This is a genomic window from Streptomyces flaveolus, from assembly GCF_044765825.1.
GTDB classification, from domain to species: Bacteria; Actinomycetota; Actinomycetes; order Streptomycetales; family Streptomycetaceae; genus Streptomyces; species Streptomyces flaveolus.
In genome coordinates, this window is the sequence record NZ_JBIWKU010000009.1 from 88,977 (window position 1) to 106,980 (window position 18,004).

Annotated in this window: 17 protein-coding genes; 1 reads left to right on the top strand and 16 read right to left on the bottom strand. The window is 70.1% G+C overall.

The genetic code is table 11. The features are described from left to right. Positions 1-235 precede the first annotated feature (235 nt). The 5 genes from ACIRG6_RS25880 to ACIRG6_RS25900 all read right to left on the bottom strand — a co-directional run bounded on the left by ACIRG6_RS25880 (position 236) and on the right by ACIRG6_RS25900 (position 6,759). Entirely contained in the window at positions 236-1,309 is a 1,074-nt protein-coding gene (locus tag ACIRG6_RS25880) for an Ldh family oxidoreductase (RefSeq protein ID WP_364683149.1), read from the bottom strand. Between the two features lie 18 nt (positions 1,310-1,327). After that, complete coding sequence (locus ACIRG6_RS25885; RefSeq protein WP_364683147.1) at positions 1,328-3,037, bottom strand: thiamine pyrophosphate-dependent enzyme; 1,710 nt, start codon at positions 3,035-3,037, stop codon at positions 1,328-1,330. A 13-nt stretch (positions 3,038-3,050) separates the two neighbouring features. Further along, positions 3,051-3,911 carry an amidohydrolase family protein gene (locus tag ACIRG6_RS25890; RefSeq protein ID WP_364683145.1) on the bottom strand — a complete coding sequence of 287 codons (861 nt, stop codon included), beginning with the start codon at positions 3,909-3,911 and terminating at the stop codon, positions 3,051-3,053. 162 nt (positions 3,912-4,073) lie between these two features. After that, on the bottom strand, positions 4,074-5,273 hold the full coding sequence (gene lhgO, locus ACIRG6_RS25895; protein ID WP_364683143.1) for an L-2-hydroxyglutarate oxidase: 1,200 nt from the start codon (positions 5,271-5,273) through the stop codon (positions 4,074-4,076). A gap of 37 nt (positions 5,274-5,310) precedes the next feature. Next, entirely contained in the window at positions 5,311-6,759 is a 1,449-nt protein-coding gene (locus ACIRG6_RS25900; protein WP_403324706.1) for an aldehyde dehydrogenase family protein, read from the bottom strand. Positions 6,760-6,992: 233 nt separating this feature from the next. On the opposite strand from ACIRG6_RS25900, the gene ACIRG6_RS25905 reads away from it, so the two are divergent. Then, positions 6,993-7,280: a putative quinol monooxygenase gene (locus ACIRG6_RS25905; RefSeq protein WP_403324707.1), complete on the top strand. Its 288-nt coding sequence runs from the start codon at positions 6,993-6,995 to the stop codon at positions 7,278-7,280. Positions 7,281-7,328: 48 nt separating this feature from the next. On the opposite strand, the gene ACIRG6_RS25910 is transcribed toward ACIRG6_RS25905, so the two are convergent. From ACIRG6_RS25910 to ACIRG6_RS25960, 11 genes are all read right to left on the bottom strand, one after another. Then, entirely contained in the window at positions 7,329-8,357 is a 1,029-nt protein-coding gene (locus tag ACIRG6_RS25910) for a methionine synthase II (cobalamin-independent)-like protein (RefSeq protein WP_364683137.1), read from the bottom strand. A 3-nt stretch (positions 8,358-8,360) separates the two neighbouring features. Then, positions 8,361-8,846 carry a GlcG/HbpS family heme-binding protein gene (locus ACIRG6_RS25915; RefSeq protein WP_403324708.1) on the bottom strand — a complete coding sequence of 162 codons (486 nt, stop codon included), beginning with the start codon at positions 8,844-8,846 and terminating at the stop codon, positions 8,361-8,363. After that, the gene (locus ACIRG6_RS25920) at positions 8,843-9,628 is read right to left on the bottom strand and encodes an alpha/beta fold hydrolase (protein WP_364683133.1); all 786 of its coding nucleotides are present in this window, start codon (positions 9,626-9,628) and stop codon (positions 8,843-8,845) included. The genes ACIRG6_RS25915 and ACIRG6_RS25920 overlap by 4 nt, the downstream gene beginning before the upstream one ends. 26 nt (positions 9,629-9,654) lie before the next feature. Further along, positions 9,655-10,026 (bottom strand): VOC family protein, encoded by a 372-nt coding sequence (locus ACIRG6_RS25925; RefSeq protein ID WP_364683131.1) that lies wholly within the window; start codon positions 10,024-10,026, stop codon positions 9,655-9,657. Then, a complete protein-coding gene (locus ACIRG6_RS25930; protein ID WP_364683129.1) occupies positions 10,023-10,796 on the bottom strand; it encodes a fumarylacetoacetate hydrolase family protein in 774 nt (257 codons plus the stop codon). The genes ACIRG6_RS25925 and ACIRG6_RS25930 overlap by 4 nt, the downstream gene beginning before the upstream one ends. Beyond that, on the bottom strand, positions 10,793-12,241 hold the full coding sequence (locus tag ACIRG6_RS25935; protein WP_364683127.1) for an NAD-dependent succinate-semialdehyde dehydrogenase: 1,449 nt from the start codon (positions 12,239-12,241) through the stop codon (positions 10,793-10,795). The genes ACIRG6_RS25930 and ACIRG6_RS25935 overlap by 4 nt, the downstream gene beginning before the upstream one ends. 43 nt (positions 12,242-12,284) lie before the next feature. After that, positions 12,285-13,202 carry a VOC family protein gene (locus ACIRG6_RS25940; RefSeq protein WP_403324709.1) on the bottom strand — a complete coding sequence of 306 codons (918 nt, stop codon included), beginning with the start codon at positions 13,200-13,202 and terminating at the stop codon, positions 12,285-12,287. A gap of 109 nt (positions 13,203-13,311) precedes the next feature. Beyond that, positions 13,312-14,223, bottom strand: coding sequence for a LysR family transcriptional regulator (locus tag ACIRG6_RS25945; RefSeq protein WP_403324710.1), 912 nt, complete (start codon positions 14,221-14,223; stop codon positions 13,312-13,314). Positions 14,224-14,395: 172 nt separating this feature from the next. Continuing rightward, positions 14,396-15,361, bottom strand: a complete 966-nt coding sequence (locus tag ACIRG6_RS25950) for a sugar ABC transporter substrate-binding protein (protein ID WP_403324711.1) — start codon at positions 15,359-15,361, stop codon at positions 14,396-14,398. A gap of 98 nt (positions 15,362-15,459) precedes the next feature. Continuing rightward, positions 15,460-16,479: an ABC transporter permease gene (locus tag ACIRG6_RS25955; protein ID WP_403324712.1), complete on the bottom strand. Its 1,020-nt coding sequence runs from the start codon at positions 16,477-16,479 to the stop codon at positions 15,460-15,462. Then, positions 16,476-18,002, bottom strand: a complete 1,527-nt coding sequence (locus ACIRG6_RS25960; RefSeq protein WP_364683117.1) for a sugar ABC transporter ATP-binding protein — start codon at positions 18,000-18,002, stop codon at positions 16,476-16,478. Before ACIRG6_RS25960 ends, ACIRG6_RS25955 begins: the two co-directional genes overlap by 4 nt. Positions 18,003-18,004 lie beyond the last annotated feature (2 nt).

Here is an 18,004-nt window from a genome sequence, read left to right on the forward strand (position 1 = left end):
GTCCTCGAAGCAGGATCCAATGTTGTTCCACATGAAGGCGGCCTTCCAGACGGACTCGCCCTTCACCCAGCCGAGCACTGCGGCGACGGCCTTCTGCCGGGAGACGGTCCACGTCTGGTGGTGCTCGGTCGGGACTCCGTCCCGGTGCTCCAGCGGCGCCTCCGCCCCGGACCGGCTCACACACGGGAGAAGCCGCCGCCCGTCTGCTGGAGACAGGCGGCGGCGTACGGGTGCACTACAGGGGCAGCGGCGGAGCAATACCGTGCTTGGCCGCGTGTTCCGTGAGTTCGCGCCACACCTTCGGCGCCACCGGCAGGCCGTTCGCGCCGCGCTCCACGGCCACCGCGGCACTGCGCTCGCCCGGGTAGTACACGCCGTCGGCTCCGTCCGCGGCCGGCAGGCCCTTCAGGGTGCCGAGGGTGTCGTCCACAGCCGCGGTGAAGTCCGCCGCGCCACCGCCGAAGGCGGCCGGGTCGAGGGCGATGAGCAGGGCGTTCTGGCGGTGCTTGCGGCCGGCCGGGTCGTCGGAGTGGAAGGACGAGAAGATCGGCGCGCCGACCAGGACGCTGGTCAGCAGCTCGAAGGCGAGAGACATGCCGGAGCCCTTGGCACCGCCCAGCGGCAGCGGCATGACCGCCTTCTCGGGGTCGGTGGTGGGGGTGCCGTCCTCAGTGGCGGCGGCGTTCTCCGGCAACGGGGTGCCGTTCGCCCTGGCCTGGCGGATCTTACCGAGGGCGATGGTGGCGGTGGCCATGTCCAGCAGCAGCGGGGTGTGGTCGGCGGCCGGGACCGCGATGGCGAGGGGGCTGGTGGCGACGGCCGGGCCCTTGACGCCCGTGTAGCCCATGTTGGGCATGCCGGCGACGAAACCGAGACCGACCAGGCCCTGCTCGGCGATCTTCGAGACGTAGTAGCCGATGGCGCCGGTGTGGACGGTGCGGCGTACGCCCACGGAGGCGATGCCGAACGCCCTGGCCCGCTCGACCGCCTCGTCGGCAGCGGCGCTCAGGGCCACGGGGCCGGGGGCGCGGTCGGCGTCGATCACGGCGGCGGCCGGGGTGGTCGACTCGACCTTGAGGTCGGCCTGGGCGTTGGCCACGCCCTTGGTGAGCAGCTCCAGGTAAGCGGGAACGCGGGCGATACCGTGGGACTCGACGCCGCGCTGGGCCGCCCAGACGAAGACGTCGGCGGTGGTGCGAGCGTGCTCGGGGCTCAGTCCCCCTTTCTCCAGGAGGGCAGCAGCGAAGGTGCGCAGGTCGTCAGCAGCGACGCGGACCTTCCCCGGCTTGGGGGTGGGAGTATCGGTCATGGTGCGGGGTCTCCTGGGTCAGCGGGTGACGAGGACGTCGACGACGGCGCTGGTGCCCTCCGCCACGGCCTTCAGCGCGCGCTCCAGGGCGGGCGCGAGGGCATCGGTGGAGTCGACGGTCTCGGTGTGCATGCCGAACGGTTCGGCAAAGGCGGCGAGCCGGGGCAGCCGGTGCAGGTCGGTGCCGAGCCACTCGCCGGTGTCGGCCGCCGCGCCCTTGGGGTAGAAGCGGCGGTGGTTGAGATTCATCGACTTGTAGACGCGGTTGTTGAAGACCACGATCAGCACCGGCAACTCGTAGGCCTTGGCGGCGTCGTACGACTGGATCATCGGGTTGTAGGTGAACGCGCCGTCGCCGATGGTGAGGACCACCGGGCGCTCCTCGACGGCGAGTTTGACGCCGAGCGCGACCGCGATGCCCTGGCCGAGCCCGCCCTGCACGTAGAAGTACGAGTCCGGATCGGCGGTTTTCAGGTGTCGTTTGACGACGCGGCTGTGCGTGATCGTCTCGTCGACGACGACGCCGTCCTTGCCGTCCAGCAGACGGCGCAGGGTAGCGGCGACCAGGACCGGGTCGACGCCCTCGGACTGCTCCGCCCTGGTCTCGGCGGCGGCGATGGCGGCACGCTCGGCGGCGTGCCGCTCCTCCTGTGCCGACCGTCGGGCGGCGACCGCCGTGCCGTCCAGGTCCTTCGCCCGCTTGGCCAGCTGGCGCAGGGTGTTGGCGACGTTGCCCTCCAGGTACACGTCCGCGAAGAGCACCTGGTAGACGATGTGCGGGCGCTGCGGCACCTGGTCGATGACGACGATCTTCGCCTTGGACGGTTTGCGGCTCGGCGGGTAGAAGGGGGCGCGGCAGTTGACCAGGAGGATCAGGTCGGCCTCGTCCATCCACGGTCCGATGTCGCTGCCGGCGTGCAGCACGTGGGTGCGCGGGAAGTTGCCGCACACCGCCGAGTCGGGCTCGACGACCGGGATGCCCCACGCCTCGGCGAAGGCGACCAGTGCCTCGAAGCCCCCCGCCTCGCGGCCGGCCGTCTCGGTGACGATCACGGGATTCTTCGCCTCGCGGATCATCCCCGCGACCGGGTCGACCTCTTCCGGCGAGGAGTGCATGGAGCCCGGCGGCACAATGGGCTTGGCCTCGCGGCCGTCCCAGTCCTCCAGCAGGATCTCCAGCGGGATGTTGAGGTAGGCGGGGCCCGCCGGAGCCCGCCACGACAGTTCCGCCGCCCGCGTGATCATGGTGGGCAGGGTGGAGATGTCGGCGGCCTCGTTGGCCCACTTGGTGAACGGCTGCGCCACGTGGTGCGGGCCGCCCACGATGGACAGGTTGCGGTACCACTGGCCGCCGGGGTCCTGGCCGGGGCCGTCGCCGTACGTGGTCGACTCCGAGGAGGTGACCAGCATCGGGACTCCGGCGAGGAGGGCGCCGTGCACCGCCATCGAGCCCTGGAGCAGGCCGGGGGCGGCGTGCAGGAGCACACCCTGCGGGCGGCGCTTGACCAGGCCGTACCCGGTGGCCATGCCGACCGCCACCGTCTCGTGGGTCAGGTCGAGGTACCGCGGGGCCGGTTCACCGTCGCGGTGACGCCGGGCCAGAGACTCCCACACCGGGGCCCACTCGGACCCCGATGAGCAGAAGATGTAGTCGGCGCCGACGGCGTTGAAGGCGGAGACGACGGCGTCACCGCCGTCGGCGCCCGGCTTGTTGTTGCTGTCCGTCATGTCGTGTGGTTCCTCAGCCCTCGTACGGCCAGTTCAGGACCTCGGAGATACCGCGGCCCATGATCCATTCAAGCTCTTCGGGCGTGAAGTCCCAGTGCTTGGTGAACTGCTCGATCGTGTCGGTGTAGGTGATGCCGTGGCCGAGCAGGCGGGTGATGTCGGTGCCGTAGAAGCAGCGCTGCGGGCCCATCTTGTCGACCATCTCGCGGACGTACTTCTGGATGTTGTTGTTCGGGAAGGGCTGTGTGGAGTAGCCGGGCAGCGCCGAGACCTTCACATAGATGTTGGGGTGGGCGGCGAGGTCGGCGGTCTCCTGGACCCAGTAGCCGATCGCGTCGTCGACGCAGCGAGCCATGATGCCCATGTGGTCGATGATGATCTTCAGCTCGGGGTGCTTGGCGGCGATCTCGCCCAGCTCGCGCTTCCAGATGGGCGCGTGGACCATGGTGGGGATGCCGAGCTGTTCAGCGATCGGCCAGTACCAGTCGTTGGTGCCGTCGATCATCCAGTTGCGGTCCTGCGGGCGGTGGAAGGTGAGCCGGGTGCCCTTGATGTGCGGGTTCTGGGCGAAGTCCTTCAGCATCGCCGTGCCCTCGGCCTCGTTGTCCTGCGAGACACGGGCCATGATGCCGAAGCGGTCCGGGTGGGCCTCGCACGCCTCCAGGGCGTAGTCGATGCGGTTGCCCTCCCACGACGGCGGGAGGATCAGCGCCCGGTTGACGCCGGCTTCGTCCATCAGTTCCAGGGCCTCCTCGTAGGAGAAGGGGTCCTCCCGGTGGCCGTTGAGGCGGATGCGCTCGCGGGCGCCCGGGACCCAGGGGCGGTCCGGGGTCTCTTCCTTCCAGATGTGGATCTGGGTGTCGACGACGAACATGTCGTGAACTCTCTTCCTCGGAGGGGCTGGTGCAGGGTGCGGTGGGAACGCTAGGCGGGTACCGGGGCCTTGCCGAGAGCCCGGGGTGCAAGCTGTTGTTGCGCGAAAGTGCGCTGCACGCAGGGCATTTTCAGGTTGCGCCCGGCGTCGTGCGCGGCTGTGTCACGCGCCGCCGAAGACGGCGTCGACGATGTGCTCGGCGATCGCCATGGAGGCCGTGGCGGCCGGCGAGGGCGCGTTGCGCACGGCGGTGATCCGGTCGGTCTGGTGAATGCGGAAGTCGTCCACGAGGGTGCCGTCGCGGTCCAGGGCCTGGGCGCGGACGCCCGCTCCGCCGCGCACCACGTCCCCCGCGCCGACGCCGGGGACGTAGAGCCCCGCGTCCCTCATGAACGCCCTCACCGACAGCGCACCGCGGTACTCCTTGATGCCGGTACGCCAGTGCTGAGCCGCCATCCTCCAGGATCCGGGGTAGACGGCGAGGCCCAGCAAATCCCGCGGGGAGATTTTGGCGAGCGTGTAGCCCTCCCTGGCCAGGGCCAGGACGGCGTTGGGGCCCACCTCGACCGTTCCGTCGACCCGGGGCGTGAAGTGCACTCCGAGGAACGGGTAGCGGGGGTCCGGCACCGGGTAAACAAGGCCGCGCACCAAGTGGGTGCGCTCCGGCTTGAGCAGCATGTACTCGCCGCGGAAGGGGATGATCTTCGGTTCCTGCTTGTCCTGGGCGAGCTTCGCCACGGAGTCCGACTGGAGACCGGCGCACAGGATCAGCCGGTCCACGCGGACCCTCTCCTGCCCGGACGCCACCTCGATGCCGCCCGGCACGGTGGTGATGCCGGTGACAGGGAAGCCCAATCTGACCTCGCCGCCCGCGTCGGCGACATCCTTGGCGAACTCCCGGGCGACCGCCGGGTAGTCGGTGATCGCGGTTCGCGGGGAGTGCAGAGCCGCGATGCCGCCGGCGTTCGGCTCCAGCTCCTTGATCTCGTCCTTGGAGACCTGCCGCAGGTCGGGCACGTGGTTGTTCTTGGCCCGCTCGTAGAGGTTCTCCATGCGGCCCAGCTCGTCCTGGCGGACCGCCATCACGAGCTTGCCGATCTCCCGGTAGGGCAGCTCGCGGTCCTGGCAGTACTCGCGCAGCAACGCCACGCCGCGCACGGTCAGGTTCGCCTTGAGGCTGCCCGGCGTGTAGTAGATGCCCGCGTGCACGACGCCCGAGTTGTGGCCGGTCTGGTGCAGCGAGACCTGCTGCTCCTTCTCGAACACCACGACACGGGTACCAGGGCGCCTGAGCGCGATCTCGCGGCCCGTGGCCAGACCCACGATGCCGGCGCCGACGATGCCGATCGTCTCGTCAGCCATCGGCGTCCTCCTCTCTGTTCGTGCCGCTCCCCCACCGTCAGGCGCCGAAGTGCACGGCGACCGTCTTGACGCGGGTGGAGAAGCGCAGGACGTCTTCGCCCTGCTCCTTGTAGCCGGTGCCGGAGTCGTGGAAGCCGCCGAAGGGCAGGTGCACGTCCCAGCCGGGCGTGGGGTGGTTGACCGCGATCTGGCCGCACTCGGCCTCGTCGACGAAGCGGTAGGCCGCGCCGATGTTGCGGGTGAAGACGGCCGCGGCCAGGCCGTACACGGAGTCGTTCACCGCGGCGACGGCCGCGGCGAAGTCGTCGACGGCGCGGACGGCGAGGACCGGGCCGAAGACCTCGTCCCGCCAGACGGCCATCTCGGGGGTGACGTCGCCGAGCACGGTGGGCCGCACGTAGCAACCGTGCGCGTGGTCGCCCTCGGTGTCGGCGCCGCCGCCGGTGAGGACGTCGGCCCCCTGCTCGACCGCCTTGGCCAGGTCGGCGAGGACACTGTCGCGCTGCTTGGGGCTGGACAGCGGGCACATCGTGGTGGCCGGGTCGCTGCCCGGGCCGACGGTGAGCTTCTCGACCTCGGCGACCAGCAGCCGGGTGAACTTCTCGTACACCGGACGTTCGACGACGACGCGGCTGGTCGCGGTGCAGCGCTGGCCGGCCTGGCCGAAGGAGGCGGCGACGATGGCCTTCGCGGCGGCGGGGAGGTCGGCGTCGCGCAGCACGACGGAGGCGTTCTTGCCGCCCAGCTCACCCTGGAAGCGGACGTTGCGGTCGCCGAGGCGGCGGCGGATGGAGTTCCCGACTTCGTTGGATCCGGTGAAGGTGATGCCGGTGATCCGCGGGTCGTCGAGCAGTGCCCCCTCGACCTCCCGGGTGCGGCCGGTCACCACGTTCAGCACGCCGGCGGGCAGGCCCGCGTCGTGCAGGGCGCGCGCGAAGTGCAGCCCGGACATCGGGGTGTCGGTGGCGGGCTTGAACACGGCCGCGTTGCCGGTCGCGAGCAGTGGGGCGAGCTTGCGGGCCGGGGTGATCAGCGGGTCGTTCCAGGGGCTGATGACCAGGATGACGCCGATGGGCTCGCGCTGGGTGTGCGTACGGGTGCCGGGGCGGGCGTCGTGCAGGAGGGTGCCGTAGCCCTGGCGGGCGAGGCCGGCGTAGTAGTCGAGGAAGTCGGCGGCCTTGCCCGCCTCGCCACGGGCCTCGGCCAGCGTTTTGCCGTTCTCGGCGGTCACGTCGGCGGCGATCTCGTAGAGCCGATCGCGGATCAGCCGGGCGGCGTCGGTGAAAATCCGGGCCCGCTCGAAGGGGCTGGTGCGCTTCCAGACGGCGAAACCCTGCTCGGCGTGGTCGTAGGCCCGGGTGACGTCCTTGGCGGACAGTGCCGGGATACGGGCTACGGGGGTGCGGACATCGGCCGGATCGTGGACGTCGATCCATTCGCCGGTCGTCACCCACTCTCCGCCCAGGAGCGTTTCCAGAGTGCGCATCAGATCACTTCCTTCGTCGACCGCGGTGCGGATGACCGTGGTCCCAGCAGGTCGGCCGTGCGGGCCGGATGTGACAACACACCATGTCGGGACGGGTGCACCAGCCCCGCGGAGGCAGGCATTGGTTGCATCGCGCGCAGGTCGGCCGGAGATTGATCCATGCTGGAATCGGCTGGCCGGACGGTGTGCACGACACCGCCGGGAGCCGAGAAACAGCCGAGGAGAGACAGAACATGGCCTACGCAGTCGTCGCCCACTACCGCTGTGCGCCCGCCGACGAGGCCGCGGTGCGTGCCGCGCTGCTGAAGGCGCGGGAGGCGACCCGCGCGGAACCGGCGAACCAGCTGTACGAGGTGCACGCCGTGGCGGACCAGCCCGGCGGCTTCCTGCTGTACGAGCGCTACGACGACGCCACCGGGTTGGAGGCGCACAAGGCGGAGCCGCACTTCAAGGAGCAGATCACCGAGACCGTGTGGCCGCTGCTGACGGACCGGTCGGTCACCTTCGCCGAGGTGCTCTGAGCGGACGGCGAGGGCCGGGAAGCGCACGTTTCCCGGCCCTCGGGTCGGTCAGAACTCGTTGCCCCAGCAGTAGCGGGCGATCGTCTCGACCAGGACGAGCTTCCTTCGCTGGTCCTCGGTGCTCAGCAGCGGCCGGCTCGCCACGTCGGCGAAGCCGCGGGACGGGGCGACGGCGGCGTCCTCCAGGTCCTTGAACGCGTCGAGCGGGTCGATCCGGGACATCACCGTGTCGATGTCCTCCGGCTCGGGCCGGGTGGCGTCCACGACGCCCAGGCAGAAGTCCCGTTCCTCGGGCAGCGCCCGGACCAGCTCCACCTCCGCCTCGGTGCCCTGGTCGAACGGCAGTACCCAGCGGCCCGCCGGGACCTCGGTGAACAGCCGCTCGGCGCGGGCCCTGTCCACGGCGGCCGGCGCGGCCCAGCCAGGCGCCACGCCGATGCGCACGCCCTCGGGGCGCTCGTCCAGCCGGATCGCCGCCGCGTCCACCGCGAGCGCGTCCTCGAAGGACAGCGCGCCCGGGCCGGGCGGGTCGGTGGCGACCTGGTCCAGCAGGAGCGGGTTGTTGAGCTGGAACAGGCGCACGCCCCGGGAGACCAGCAGGGCGATCTCCGCTCGGACGATCTCCGCGAGTGCCTCGCCGAGTTCGCGGGCGGAGGACACGCCGAGTCCGGGCTCGTAGGTGGTGGCCGCGAGATACGCCGGGGACGGCAGTGACACCTTCGGGGCGATGACCGTCAGCTCGGCGAGCTTGGCGGCCCAGTCGGCGAGCAGTGGCCCGTTGGCCTTCGGCAGGGACTCGGCGACCCAGCGCACCAGGCCGTCGGAGCCGGTCTCGTCGGAGCGGCGGAAGCCGGAGACGCCGTCGAGGACGGCGCCGCGGAAGTCCTCGCGGGGGTAGTCGCCGTCGGTGACGACGGTGGAGCGCAGCTTGCGCTGAAGGGCGACCGCCTCGTCGACCGCCTTGGCTTCGGCCGCCCGGAGGGCCTCCGGGTCACCGGCCGCGCGTGCGGCGGTGAGTTCGGCGGGGCGGACCAGGCTGCCGTGGTGGTCGATGCGGTAGTTGAACGTGTCCGCCATGGGTCAGCCCTTCGAGGAGTCGGAAGCGGACGGAGCCGGCGTGCCCGCGACGCCCCAGGCGGCGAACTCCAGCTCGTAGCCGAGGGCTGCGAGCACCTCGTCGGCGATGACCTGGTCCTCGTCCGCGGTGCCGCCGGCGATGCCGAGGCCGCCGATGATCTCGCCGTCCTTCTTGATGGTGACGCTGCCGTCGGTGGCCATGATGGGCATGGCGGTGCCGGGCAGCTGGGAGAGCTGTGAGAAGAAGACGGGCTGGCTCTCCTGCCACTTCTTGAGCATCTTGCCGGGGCGCTGCATCACGGCCGCGGTGTACGCCTTGGCGCGGGCGATGTCCGGGGTGAGCGGGCGGGCGCCGTCCGGGCGGCGGATGGCGACGACGAAGCCGCCGGCGTCCACGACGGCGACACTGACCGCCTTGCCGATGACCTGGGCCCGCTTGTGCGCGGCGGCGATGATCTCCTCGGCGGCGTCGAGGCTGATGTTGCTCATGCGGCTTCCTTCGGTGCGGTCAGGGTGCGGCGCAGGCGGGCGACGGCCGCGTTGTACGGCTCGGGTGTCTCCCAGTACATGGAGTGCGGGGCGCCGGGGACGATCTCCAGATGCGAGCCGGGCAGCAGTTCGTGGGCGCGGGTGACGGTCTTGACGCTGAGCACGGCGTCCTTCTCACCGGCCAGGAAGGCGACCTTGACTCCGGAGGACTGGATCTCGTCCAGGGACGGGCCGTTGGTGTCCAGGTTGCGCAGGTCCTGCATCTTGGCCACGTTGAAGGTGCCCATCTGCTGGAACAGGAAGGTGAGGTCGGCGCGCTCGGTCTGGAACGGCTTGGTCAGCAGGCGGTCGATGACCGGCAGCTTGACGGCCTCGGCGCGGTCGGCGGCGGCCAGCTCCTTCAGCTCGGGGTGGCTGATGCCGCCGAGGGAGTGGCCGAGGACTACGGAGGAGACCCGCTCGGGGCGCATGAGGCCGGCGCGCAGAGCGGCGACGGAGCCGATGGACTGGCCGACCAGCATGACGTCGTTCAGGTTCTCCTTGTCGAGGACCGCGAGCACGTCGCCGGGGAAGTCCTGGCCGTCGAACTCGGGCATCGAGCTGTCGGACTTGCCGAAGCCGCGCAGGTCGAAGGTGACCACGGTGAACTCGTCGCGCAGGGCTGCGACCTGTTGCCACCAGATGGCGTGGTGGCCGCCGCTGCCGTGCACGAACATGATCGCCGGGCCGCTGCCGTGACGCTCGTAGTAGATGGAGGTGCCGTCGGAGTCGACGTAGGGCATGGGATGGAACTCCTCAGCGGGGGCGATCAGTTGGGGCGCTTGGCGTGGTAGACCAGCTCGATCATGGTGTGGTCGGGGTCGTGGATGTAGCAGAACTTGGACTGGTTCTCGGGGCGCTGGATGGGCCGGGTGTGCCGGATCCCCAGCTCCTTGAGGTGAGCGAGGAACTCGTCCCAGTCGTCGACCTCGACGGCGAAGTGGTAGGGCGCCATGCGCTCCATCTCCTCGACCGGGGTGAAGTGCAGGTCGAAGTTGCCCCGGGTCATCAGCACCACGCGGGTGTTGGACTTGGGCATGATTCGCTTCATCCCGAAGACCTTGGTGTACCACTCGGCGGTCCGGTCGGGGTCGGTGGTGGGGAAGTTGACGTGGTGGATGTAGCGGGGTGCTGCGCTCATGAGTCGTTCCCTTCCAGGTGTACGGGGTTGGAGAGCGTGCCGATGCCGCTGATGTCGACCTCGACGGTGTCGCCGGGTTCGAGCTGGCAGACGGACTCGGCGCCCATCCAGAGCACGTCGCCGGGGCGCATGGTGATGTGCTTGGTGATCTCGACGATGTGGTCGAAGGGGTCGAAGACCATGTCGCCGGTGGCGAACTCGGCACGGGTGACGCCGTTGACGCGCAGGGTGGTGGTCTGCGCGAGGGCGTCCACGTCGGTTTCGATCCAGGGGCCCATCGGCTTGAAGGTGTCGCTGTTCTTGCTGCGCCAGAAGGAACGGTCCTGGTGCTGCCAGGTGCGGGCACTGATGTCGTTGCCGACGGTCCAGCCGAAGACCGCCTTGCGGGCTTCGTCGTGGGTGGCGTGTCTGAGGGTGCGGCCGATGACGGCGACGAGTTCGGGTTCGGCCTCGAACCGCCCCGTCACCTCGGCCGGTCTGACGATCGGCGTGCCGTGGCCGGTAAGGGCGTTGTTGGCCCGGTAGCCGACCTCGGGCCGCTCGGGCATGGGCACCCCGGCGTGGGCGATGTGCCGGGGGTAGTTCATGCCGACGGCGTAGAAGACGGGCGGGACGACGGGCGGCAGCCAGTGCGCGCCCTCGCACGGCACGGTGCCGATGACGTCGATGTCGTCCTCATCCAGGGGCGAGCCGGACAGCAGCTCGATGTCCCGCTCCCCCACGCGGCCCCACACCGGGCGTCCGCCGGCCGAGATGCGCGCGTACCTCATGGCGCCAGCAGGTGGGAGACGCGCTTGGTGATCAGGTAGGCGTCGAGTGCCTCGGGCCCGCCCTCACGGCCGTAGCCGCTGTCCTTGACGCCGCCGGAGGGGGCTTCGTGGACGGAGCCGCCGCAGTGGTTGATGGAGAGGATGCCGGCCTCCAGCTCGTCCGAGAGCTTCTCGGCGGTCGCGGCGGAGTCGGTGAAGCCGTAGGCGGCCAGTCCGTACGGCAGCGCGTTCGCGGTCGCGAGCGCCTCGTCGAGGTCGTCGAAGGGAACGACGGGGGCCAGTGGCCCGAACGGCTCCTCGCTCATCAGCTGCGCGTCCTTGGGCACGTCGGTGAGGACGGTCGGCGCGAAGAAGTAGCCGGGGCGGTCCAGTCGCTCACCACCGGTGAGGACCCTGGCGCCGCGGGCGACGGCGTCGGCGGTGAGGCGCTCCATGGCCGCCAGACGGCGCTCGTTGGCGAGCGGCCCCATGCCGGTGCCGTCGGCCAGGCCGTCGCCGACGGTGACCGCCTCGGCAGCTCTGACGAACTCGGCGGTGAACTCCTCCACGATCGACTCGTGGACGAGGAAGCGGCTCGGGGAGGTGCAGACCTGGCCGGCGTTGGCCCACTTGGCCTGGGCGGCCTTGCGGGCGGCCTTCACCGGGTCGGCGTCGGCGCAGACGATCACGGGGGCGTGGCCGCCCAGTTCCATCAGGGAGGGCTTCATGACCTCGCCGGCCTTGGCGGCGAGCAGCTTGCCGACCGGGACGGAGCCGGTGAAGGCGACCAGGCGGACGACCGGAGAGTCGATCAGGTGCCCGGAGACCTCGGCGGGTTCGCCGAAGACAAGGTTGAGGACACCGGCCGGAAGTCCGGCGTCGGCGTAGCAGCGGACCAGTTCCATCGCCGTGGCGGGGGTCTCCTCCGAGCCCTTGATGACGATGGAGCAGCCTGCCGACAGCGCCGAGGAGATCTTCCGGTTGGGGCCGCCCACCGGGAAGTTCCAGGGAACGAAGGCGGCGACGGGCCCGATGGGTTGGCGCCGTACGGTCAGCACGGTGCCGGGGGCCGAGGGGATGATGCGGCCGTAGGCGCGAAGGGCGTCGTCGGCGTGCCAGCGCAGGGTCTCGGCGGTGCGGCGAGCCTCGCCGGTCGACTCCCTGAGCGGCTTGCCCTGCTCCTGGGTGGAGACGCGGCCGATCTCGGCGGCGCGCTCGCTGATCAGGGCGGCGGCGGCGTGCAGGATGCGGGTGCGCTCGGCGACGGGCATCGCGCGCCACACCTTGAAGCCCTCCGCGGCGGCGTCGAGGGCGCGGTCCAGGTCGGCCGTGGTGGCCAGGGGGACGTCTCCGATCACCTTCTCGGTGGCGGGGTTCACGATCGGGGCGGTACGTCCGGTGCCGCCCTGGCACCACTCGCCCGCGATGTACATGCGGACGGTGGGGTAACCGTGGTCGGTGGTCATGGATGGGTGCCCTCTCAGGCCGGCGGGGTGGTGGTCCGGGAAGTCAGGAAGTGGGGGCGTCCTGGTCGCGGTTGGTGCGAAGGGCCCAGATGTGATGGGGCGGGGTGGTGGCGTGCACGCGGGTCTCGTAGGTGTCGTCGACCCGGTCCATGTCGGCGGCGTACTCGACCCGGCCGCCGCAGGGGGCGTGCAGGAAGCGGAAGACATTGGAGCCGACGGTGTGGCGGCCCAGCTTGCGGGCTTCCCGCCAGCCCCGCTCGATCATGAAGTTGCCGCCCTCGATCACATCGTCGAAGCCAGGCACCTCGTAGGCGATGTGGTTCATGCTCACGCGGTCGGGGCGGTGGCACAGCAGCATGGTGTGCTGGTCGTCGTCACCGGGGGCCTGCATGAAGACGCCCATGGGCTCGACCACGTCGGTCGGGCGGAAACCGAGAAGGTCGGTGTAGAAGGCGACGGCCTCGTCCTTGCCCTCCTTGGCGATGTTGAGCGCCACGTGGCACATGCGCAGCGGATGGGCGCGGATGATCGGTTCCAGCGCCTCGTTCCAGCGGTTCACGCTGCCCAGCGTGTTGGCACGGCGGGGTTCGACGGTCACCTTCTTCGGCCGGGCGAGGGTGAGACCCACCCCGAAGCCGCTGCGGTCGACCGTGTGGTGGACTCCGTCGGCGCTCGTCCGGACCTCGTGGTCCCGGTTGACCGCGGCCGCCAGGCGGGCCAACTCCTCCCGGGTGTCGGCGCCCCACACGACCTCTCGCAGCGTGGGGCCGCTCTCCACGGGGGCCGGCAGCAGCGGACCGGGGTCGGTGTCGAGGTGGAGGGTCTGTCCGGTGAGGGTCTCGAACACCGCGTGCTCGTCGGTCCGCTCCACCAGGAACAGCCCGAAGTCCTCGAAGAACCGGACGCATTCGTCGAGGTCGTCGATGCTGTAGGTGACCGATTCGATTCTCTGGATTCCCATGGATTCCTCGTTTCCGTCTCGGCTGGTGAGCGTAGGTTTGAGAGAGCCCGCGCCTCAATGGCCCGAGCTTCCCCAGTGCGCAATCGTTTCTTGCGCCCGCGTCGCTCGCTTACGCGCGCATGGCGGGAATCGGATTCTGGGAGAACCAGTCGGCGAGGAAGTCCAGGAACACGCTCACCTTGCGCGGGGTGTCCTGGCCGGGGCCGTAAATCGCGTACAAGGGACGGTCGGGCACCGCCAGCTCGGGAAGCAGCACCTGCAGGGCCCCCGAGGCGAGGTCGTCGTGGACCGGCCGCTGGGGCAGCAACGCGATACCGCGGCCATGTACGGCCGCCTTCTGCAGGGCAATGTAGGAGTTCGACGAGAAGGCGATGTTGCGGATCTTGTGCAGGGTGCTCGCGTGTCCGTGGCCGATGCGCCAGACCGGGTCGTTGACGTGTACCAGGCAGTCGTGGGCGGCAAGATCATTGGGGTGCGAGAGGAGGCCGTGCCGCTTGATGTAGTCCTCCGATGCGCACAGGACGAACGGCAGGGAGGAGATCTTCTTCAGCCGGACGCTGGAGTCGCGCAGATCGCGCGTATGGAAGGCGACGTCGAATCCGCTGTCCAGGAAGTCGTAGGTGCGGTCGGACATGCCGCCCAGTTCGAAACGGATCTGGATTTTGGGATGGGCCGCGGAAAAGGCGGCGATGGCGTCGCCGAGGTCGAGGCTGCCTATCCATTTGGGGCAGATGACGCTGAGCGTGCCTTCGGCGCGGTCGTGGAGCTGGGCGATGCCGGCGTCCTCGGCCTCGATCTCGTCCAGGATGCGGGCGGCGAAGTCCGCGTACCGCTGGCCGGGTTCGGTCAGACTCACCGAGCGGGCGGTGCGGTTCACCAGGCGGACGCCGATCTGGCGTTCCAGTTCGGCGACATGCCGGGACACCAGGGAACCCGATGATCCCAGCTTCTTGGCGGCCCCGCTGAAACTGCCGACCTGGGCGACGGTGACGAAGCTGTGCATGAGGAGCAGGCGGTCCATGTTCTTCCTCCCAAGGCCGCTTCCCGCCCAACCGGCGTCGGGACGGGGAGCAAGGGCCCGCCGTGGGACACGGGCCCGTCCCGGCAGTGGAGGTGCGGGGTCGGGCCGGCGGTACGGCGGGATGGTGCGGCTCAGACACGGGTGAGACGGGCGCCGGTTCCCGGTGGGGGCCCTACTTCGGGCAGTACTGGGGAGCCTCGCTCAGGTTGTCCTTGGTGACCAAGACAAGAGGAATGTCGGAGATCTTGTCAACACCTTCTTCCTTGTCGAGCAAGCCCACCGTGTTCTTGACCGCGGTCTGGCCGATGGTCATCGCCGAGTTCGCCACGGTCCCGGCGAGACGGCCGTCCTTCACCGCGGCGATACCCTCCTCCGTGCCGTTCACAGAAACGATCTTGACGTTCTTGGCGCCGGCCGCGTCGAACGCCTTGCGGACGGCGAAGGCCATCTCCTCGTTGGCGACGAAGGCGTAGTCCAGGTCAGCGTGGGACTGAATCATGTTCTCGGCGACGTCCTGCGCCTTGGCCGGATTGAACATACCGGGCTGGTTGGCGACCACCTTCGCGTTCTTCGGCAGCGCGTCCTTGAAGCCGCCCACCAGCAGGTCGGAGGCGGCGCCCGGGGCTCCGGCGACCACGCCGACCGTCACGTCCTTACCAGCGGCGTCCTTGCCGATCCACCCGGCGTCCAGGGCGCCGACCTTCTTCAGGTCGACCACCGCTGCGCCGAGCACGTCGGACATGTCGGAGGTGGACACGGAGGTGAGGTAGATCGGGATACCCGCGCTCTTCGCCTTGGCGATGTCACCCTCGAGGGCGTCCACGTTGACCGTCTGGACGATCAGGGCGTCCACATTGCGGGCGATCATGTCCTCGATGTTGGACAGTTCGGTGCCGGCGTCCTGCTTGGAGTTGGCCGAGTACACCTTGGCGTCCTGCGCCTCGGCCTCCTGCTCGACCGCCTTGAGCAGACAGGTGTGGAAGTGGGTGTTGGAGCCATTGACGAACCCGAGGGAGACGGAGCCGTCGGAGGCGCCTCCGCTGTCGCCTCCCGATCCGCATCCGGCGAGGATCAGGGCTGCGACGCCGGTCAGGGAGACTGCGGCGGCGCAGTTACGGGAGCGGGCAATGGGCTTCATGGGGTTGGGCCTTTCCTGCATCGTCGAAGAGAAGGTGCTTGCGTAGGGGACGCGCCGAGAGGGGGATGCGCAATGGCAGCCAACGTGCGCAGCTCCCGCTAATGACCTGGTGAGGACTTGCACTGGAACTCGTTGATGACCGCCGCGACCAGCAGCACGCCGCCGGTGACGACGAGCTGGTAGTTGCTGTTGACCTGGAGCAGGTTCAGGGCATTGCCGACCACGCCCAGCAGGACGACGCCGAAGACCGTGCCGACGATGGTGCCGTGGCCGCCGGCCAGGGACGTGCCGCCGATGACCACGGCGGCGACGGCGGTCAGCTGAGTCTGCAGGCCGGCCGTGTTGGGGGCGGCGGCGCCCAACCGGGAGAGCAGCATCAGGCCGGCCAGGCCCGCCAGCACGCCGGCGAGCGCGTACAGGGCGAGTTTGCGGCCGTTCACATTGATGCCGCTGAGCCGGGCGACGTGCTCGTTGCCGCCCATGGCGAAGGCGTCGCGGCCGAAGGTGGTGAAGCGCATGGTGACGCCGATCAGCGCGAGGATCAGCACCGCGACGATCGTCAGATAGGGCACGCCGACGATCTCGTCGTTGCCGAGGGAGGACATCTTGTCGCCGATGGTGACGCTCATGCCGTCGAGGACGAGCAGCGCGACGCCGTCGAGAAGCATCGCCGAGGCGAGCGTGGCGACGAACGGGGCGACCCTGGTGTAGGTCACCACCAGCCCGTTGACCAGGCCTATCAGGGTGGCCAGTGCGAGGCAGATGATCACCACGGCGGGCGTGGACCAGCCGCCGTCGACCAGTTGGGCACCCACGCACAGGGTGACGGCCGCGTTGCTGCCCATGGAGAAGTCCATGCCGCCGGCGGTCATCAGCAGGGTCAGTCCGGCCGCTATGACGGCGTTCACGCTGACCTGGCGCAGCACGTTGAGCAGGTTCTGCGAGGTGGTGAACGTGTCCGCCTGCACGGCGGTGAACACGCAGACCAGGATCAGTACGAGGATCAGTCCGCCGTGCGGGACGTTCAGCAGTTTCCGGGACCCCAGCCGGGAGGCGCCGGTGCGCTCGGGCGGGCCGGCCGCAAGGTCCGGAGAGGCGGAGGGGGTCTTGAGACTCACTGCGGTTGACCTCCGAGTGCGGTCGCGACGAGCTCGTCGCGGGTGATGGCTTTGATGTCGTGTTCGGCGACGGTGCGGCCGGCGCTCACGACGACGACCCGGTCGGCCAGACGCATGACCTCCTCGGCGGACGAGGAGGCCAGCAGGACGGCCACGCCCCGTGCGGCGAGGTCGTCGACCAGGGTGTGGATGTCGGCCATGGCGGCGACGTCCACACCGTTGGTCGGGTCCTCCAGGAAGCAAGCGACGGGTTCGGTCTCCAGCCACTTGCCGAGGAGGACCTTCTGCTGGTTGCCGCCGGACAGCGAGCCGACGGGCGGGTTGCCGGTGAGGGCGACGACGCCGTAGGTGTCGCGCACGGGCGCGGCGCGGCGGGCGAGGTGGGCGGCGCGGTGCAGCCGGCGCCGGGCGAAGCGGTCGCCGGCCAACATCAGGTTCTCGTCCACGGTCATGCCCTGGACGAGGCCGAGCGAGCGGCGGTCCCCGGTGACGCAGCGCAGGCCGCTGGCGAGGGAGGCGGGGATGCGCCCGAAGGGCACGCGCCTGCCGTCGACGTGGACCTCTCCGGCGTCGGGGCGCCGCCGTCCCGACAGCAGGTCGAACAGCCGGGACTGTGCGTCGCCGGCGGGTCCGAGCACGGCGACGATCTCGCCCTTGCGCACCTCGACGGTGAAGTCGCGGATGGCGCGGCCCTGGCTCAGTCCGCGGACGACGAGCCCGTGGTCGCTCTTGGGGGCGGGCCGTTCGGGGCGGGTGGAGACAACGTCCCGGCCGACCATGTTCCGCACCAGGGAGGCGGGGTCCAGGTCGGTGGCCGGTGCGCTGCGCACCAGGCCGCCGTCGCGCAGGACCGTGACCCGGTCGGCGATGGACATGACCTCGTCGATGTAGTGCGAGATGTAGACGACGGCGACGCCGTCGTCCCGCAGGGTCCGCACCAGGGCGCGGACCTGGCCAGCGTCCTTGGCGCTCAGACAGGCCGTCGGCTCGTCGAGAATCAGCACCTTCCCGCCCCGGCGGACCTCGCGGGCCACCTCGACCATGGTCTGCTCGGCGACCGTGAGCGAGCCCGCGATCCGGTCCACGTCGATGCAGATACCGAGCCCGCTCAGTGCGCCGTGGGCCTCGGAGCGGACCGCCTTCCAGCTCACGGCGCCACCGCGGGTCGGCAGGTCACCCAGCATGACGTTCTCGGCGACGGTGAGGCCCATGGCCAGTTCGCGACGCTGCGGTACCGAGGAGATGCCGAGCCTGCGGGCCTTGCGCACGGTCAGCCCAGGGTGCCGATGCCCGCCGACCTCGATGCTGCCTCCGTCGGGCTGATGGACGCCGCACAGGACCTGCACCAGCGTGGACTTGCCGGCTCCGTTCATGCCCATCAGGGCATGGATTTCACCGGGGTACAGGTCGAGGTCGACGCCTTGCAGCGCGGCCGCCCCGCCGAAGCTCTTGGTGACACCGCGTACGCGGACCACGGCCTCGGGCGTCGCCCCGGCCGGCGCCGTCGGGGTCCGGGGACTCACCG

Bases quoted from the DNA above. Each gene is read 5' to 3' on its own strand.
- ACIRG6_RS25920 (WP_364683133.1), bottom strand. From the start codon at position 9,628: ATGCCCTACGTCGACTCCGACGGCACCTCCATCTACTACGAGCGTCAC.
- ACIRG6_RS25905 (WP_403324707.1), top strand. From the start codon at position 6,993: ATGGCCTACGCAGTCGTCGCCCACTACCGCTGTGCGCCCGCCGACGAG.
- ACIRG6_RS25940 (WP_403324709.1), bottom strand. From the start codon at position 13,202: ATGGGAATCCAGAGAATCGAATCGGTCACCTACAGCATCGACGACCTC.
- ACIRG6_RS25880 (WP_364683149.1), bottom strand. From the start codon at position 1,309: ATGACCGATACTCCCACCCCCAAGCCGGGGAAGGTCCGCGTCGCTGCT.
- ACIRG6_RS25915 (WP_403324708.1), bottom strand. From the start codon at position 8,846: ATGAGCAACATCAGCCTCGACGCCGCCGAGGAGATCATCGCCGCCGCG.
- ACIRG6_RS25930 (WP_364683129.1), bottom strand. From the start codon at position 10,796: ATGAGGTACGCGCGCATCTCGGCCGGCGGACGCCCGGTGTGGGGCCGC.
- ACIRG6_RS25950 (WP_403324711.1), bottom strand. From the start codon at position 15,361: ATGAAGCCCATTGCCCGCTCCCGTAACTGCGCCGCCGCAGTCTCCCTG.
- ACIRG6_RS25900 (WP_403324706.1), bottom strand. From the start codon at position 6,759: ATGCGCACTCTGGAAACGCTCCTGGGCGGAGAGTGGGTGACGACCGGC.
- ACIRG6_RS25945 (WP_403324710.1), bottom strand. From the start codon at position 14,223: ATGGACCGCCTGCTCCTCATGCACAGCTTCGTCACCGTCGCCCAGGTC.
- ACIRG6_RS25935 (WP_364683127.1), bottom strand. From the start codon at position 12,241: ATGACCACCGACCACGGTTACCCCACCGTCCGCATGTACATCGCGGGC.
- ACIRG6_RS25885 (WP_364683147.1), bottom strand. From the start codon at position 3,037: ATGACGGACAGCAACAACAAGCCGGGCGCCGACGGCGGTGACGCCGTC.
- ACIRG6_RS25910 (WP_364683137.1), bottom strand. From the start codon at position 8,357: ATGGCGGACACGTTCAACTACCGCATCGACCACCACGGCAGCCTGGTC.
- ACIRG6_RS25890 (WP_364683145.1), bottom strand. From the start codon at position 3,911: ATGTTCGTCGTCGACACCCAGATCCACATCTGGAAGGAAGAGACCCCG.
- lhgO (WP_364683143.1), bottom strand. From the start codon at position 5,273: ATGGCTGACGAGACGATCGGCATCGTCGGCGCCGGCATCGTGGGTCTG.
- ACIRG6_RS25925 (WP_364683131.1), bottom strand. From the start codon at position 10,026: ATGAGCGCAGCACCCCGCTACATCCACCACGTCAACTTCCCCACCACC.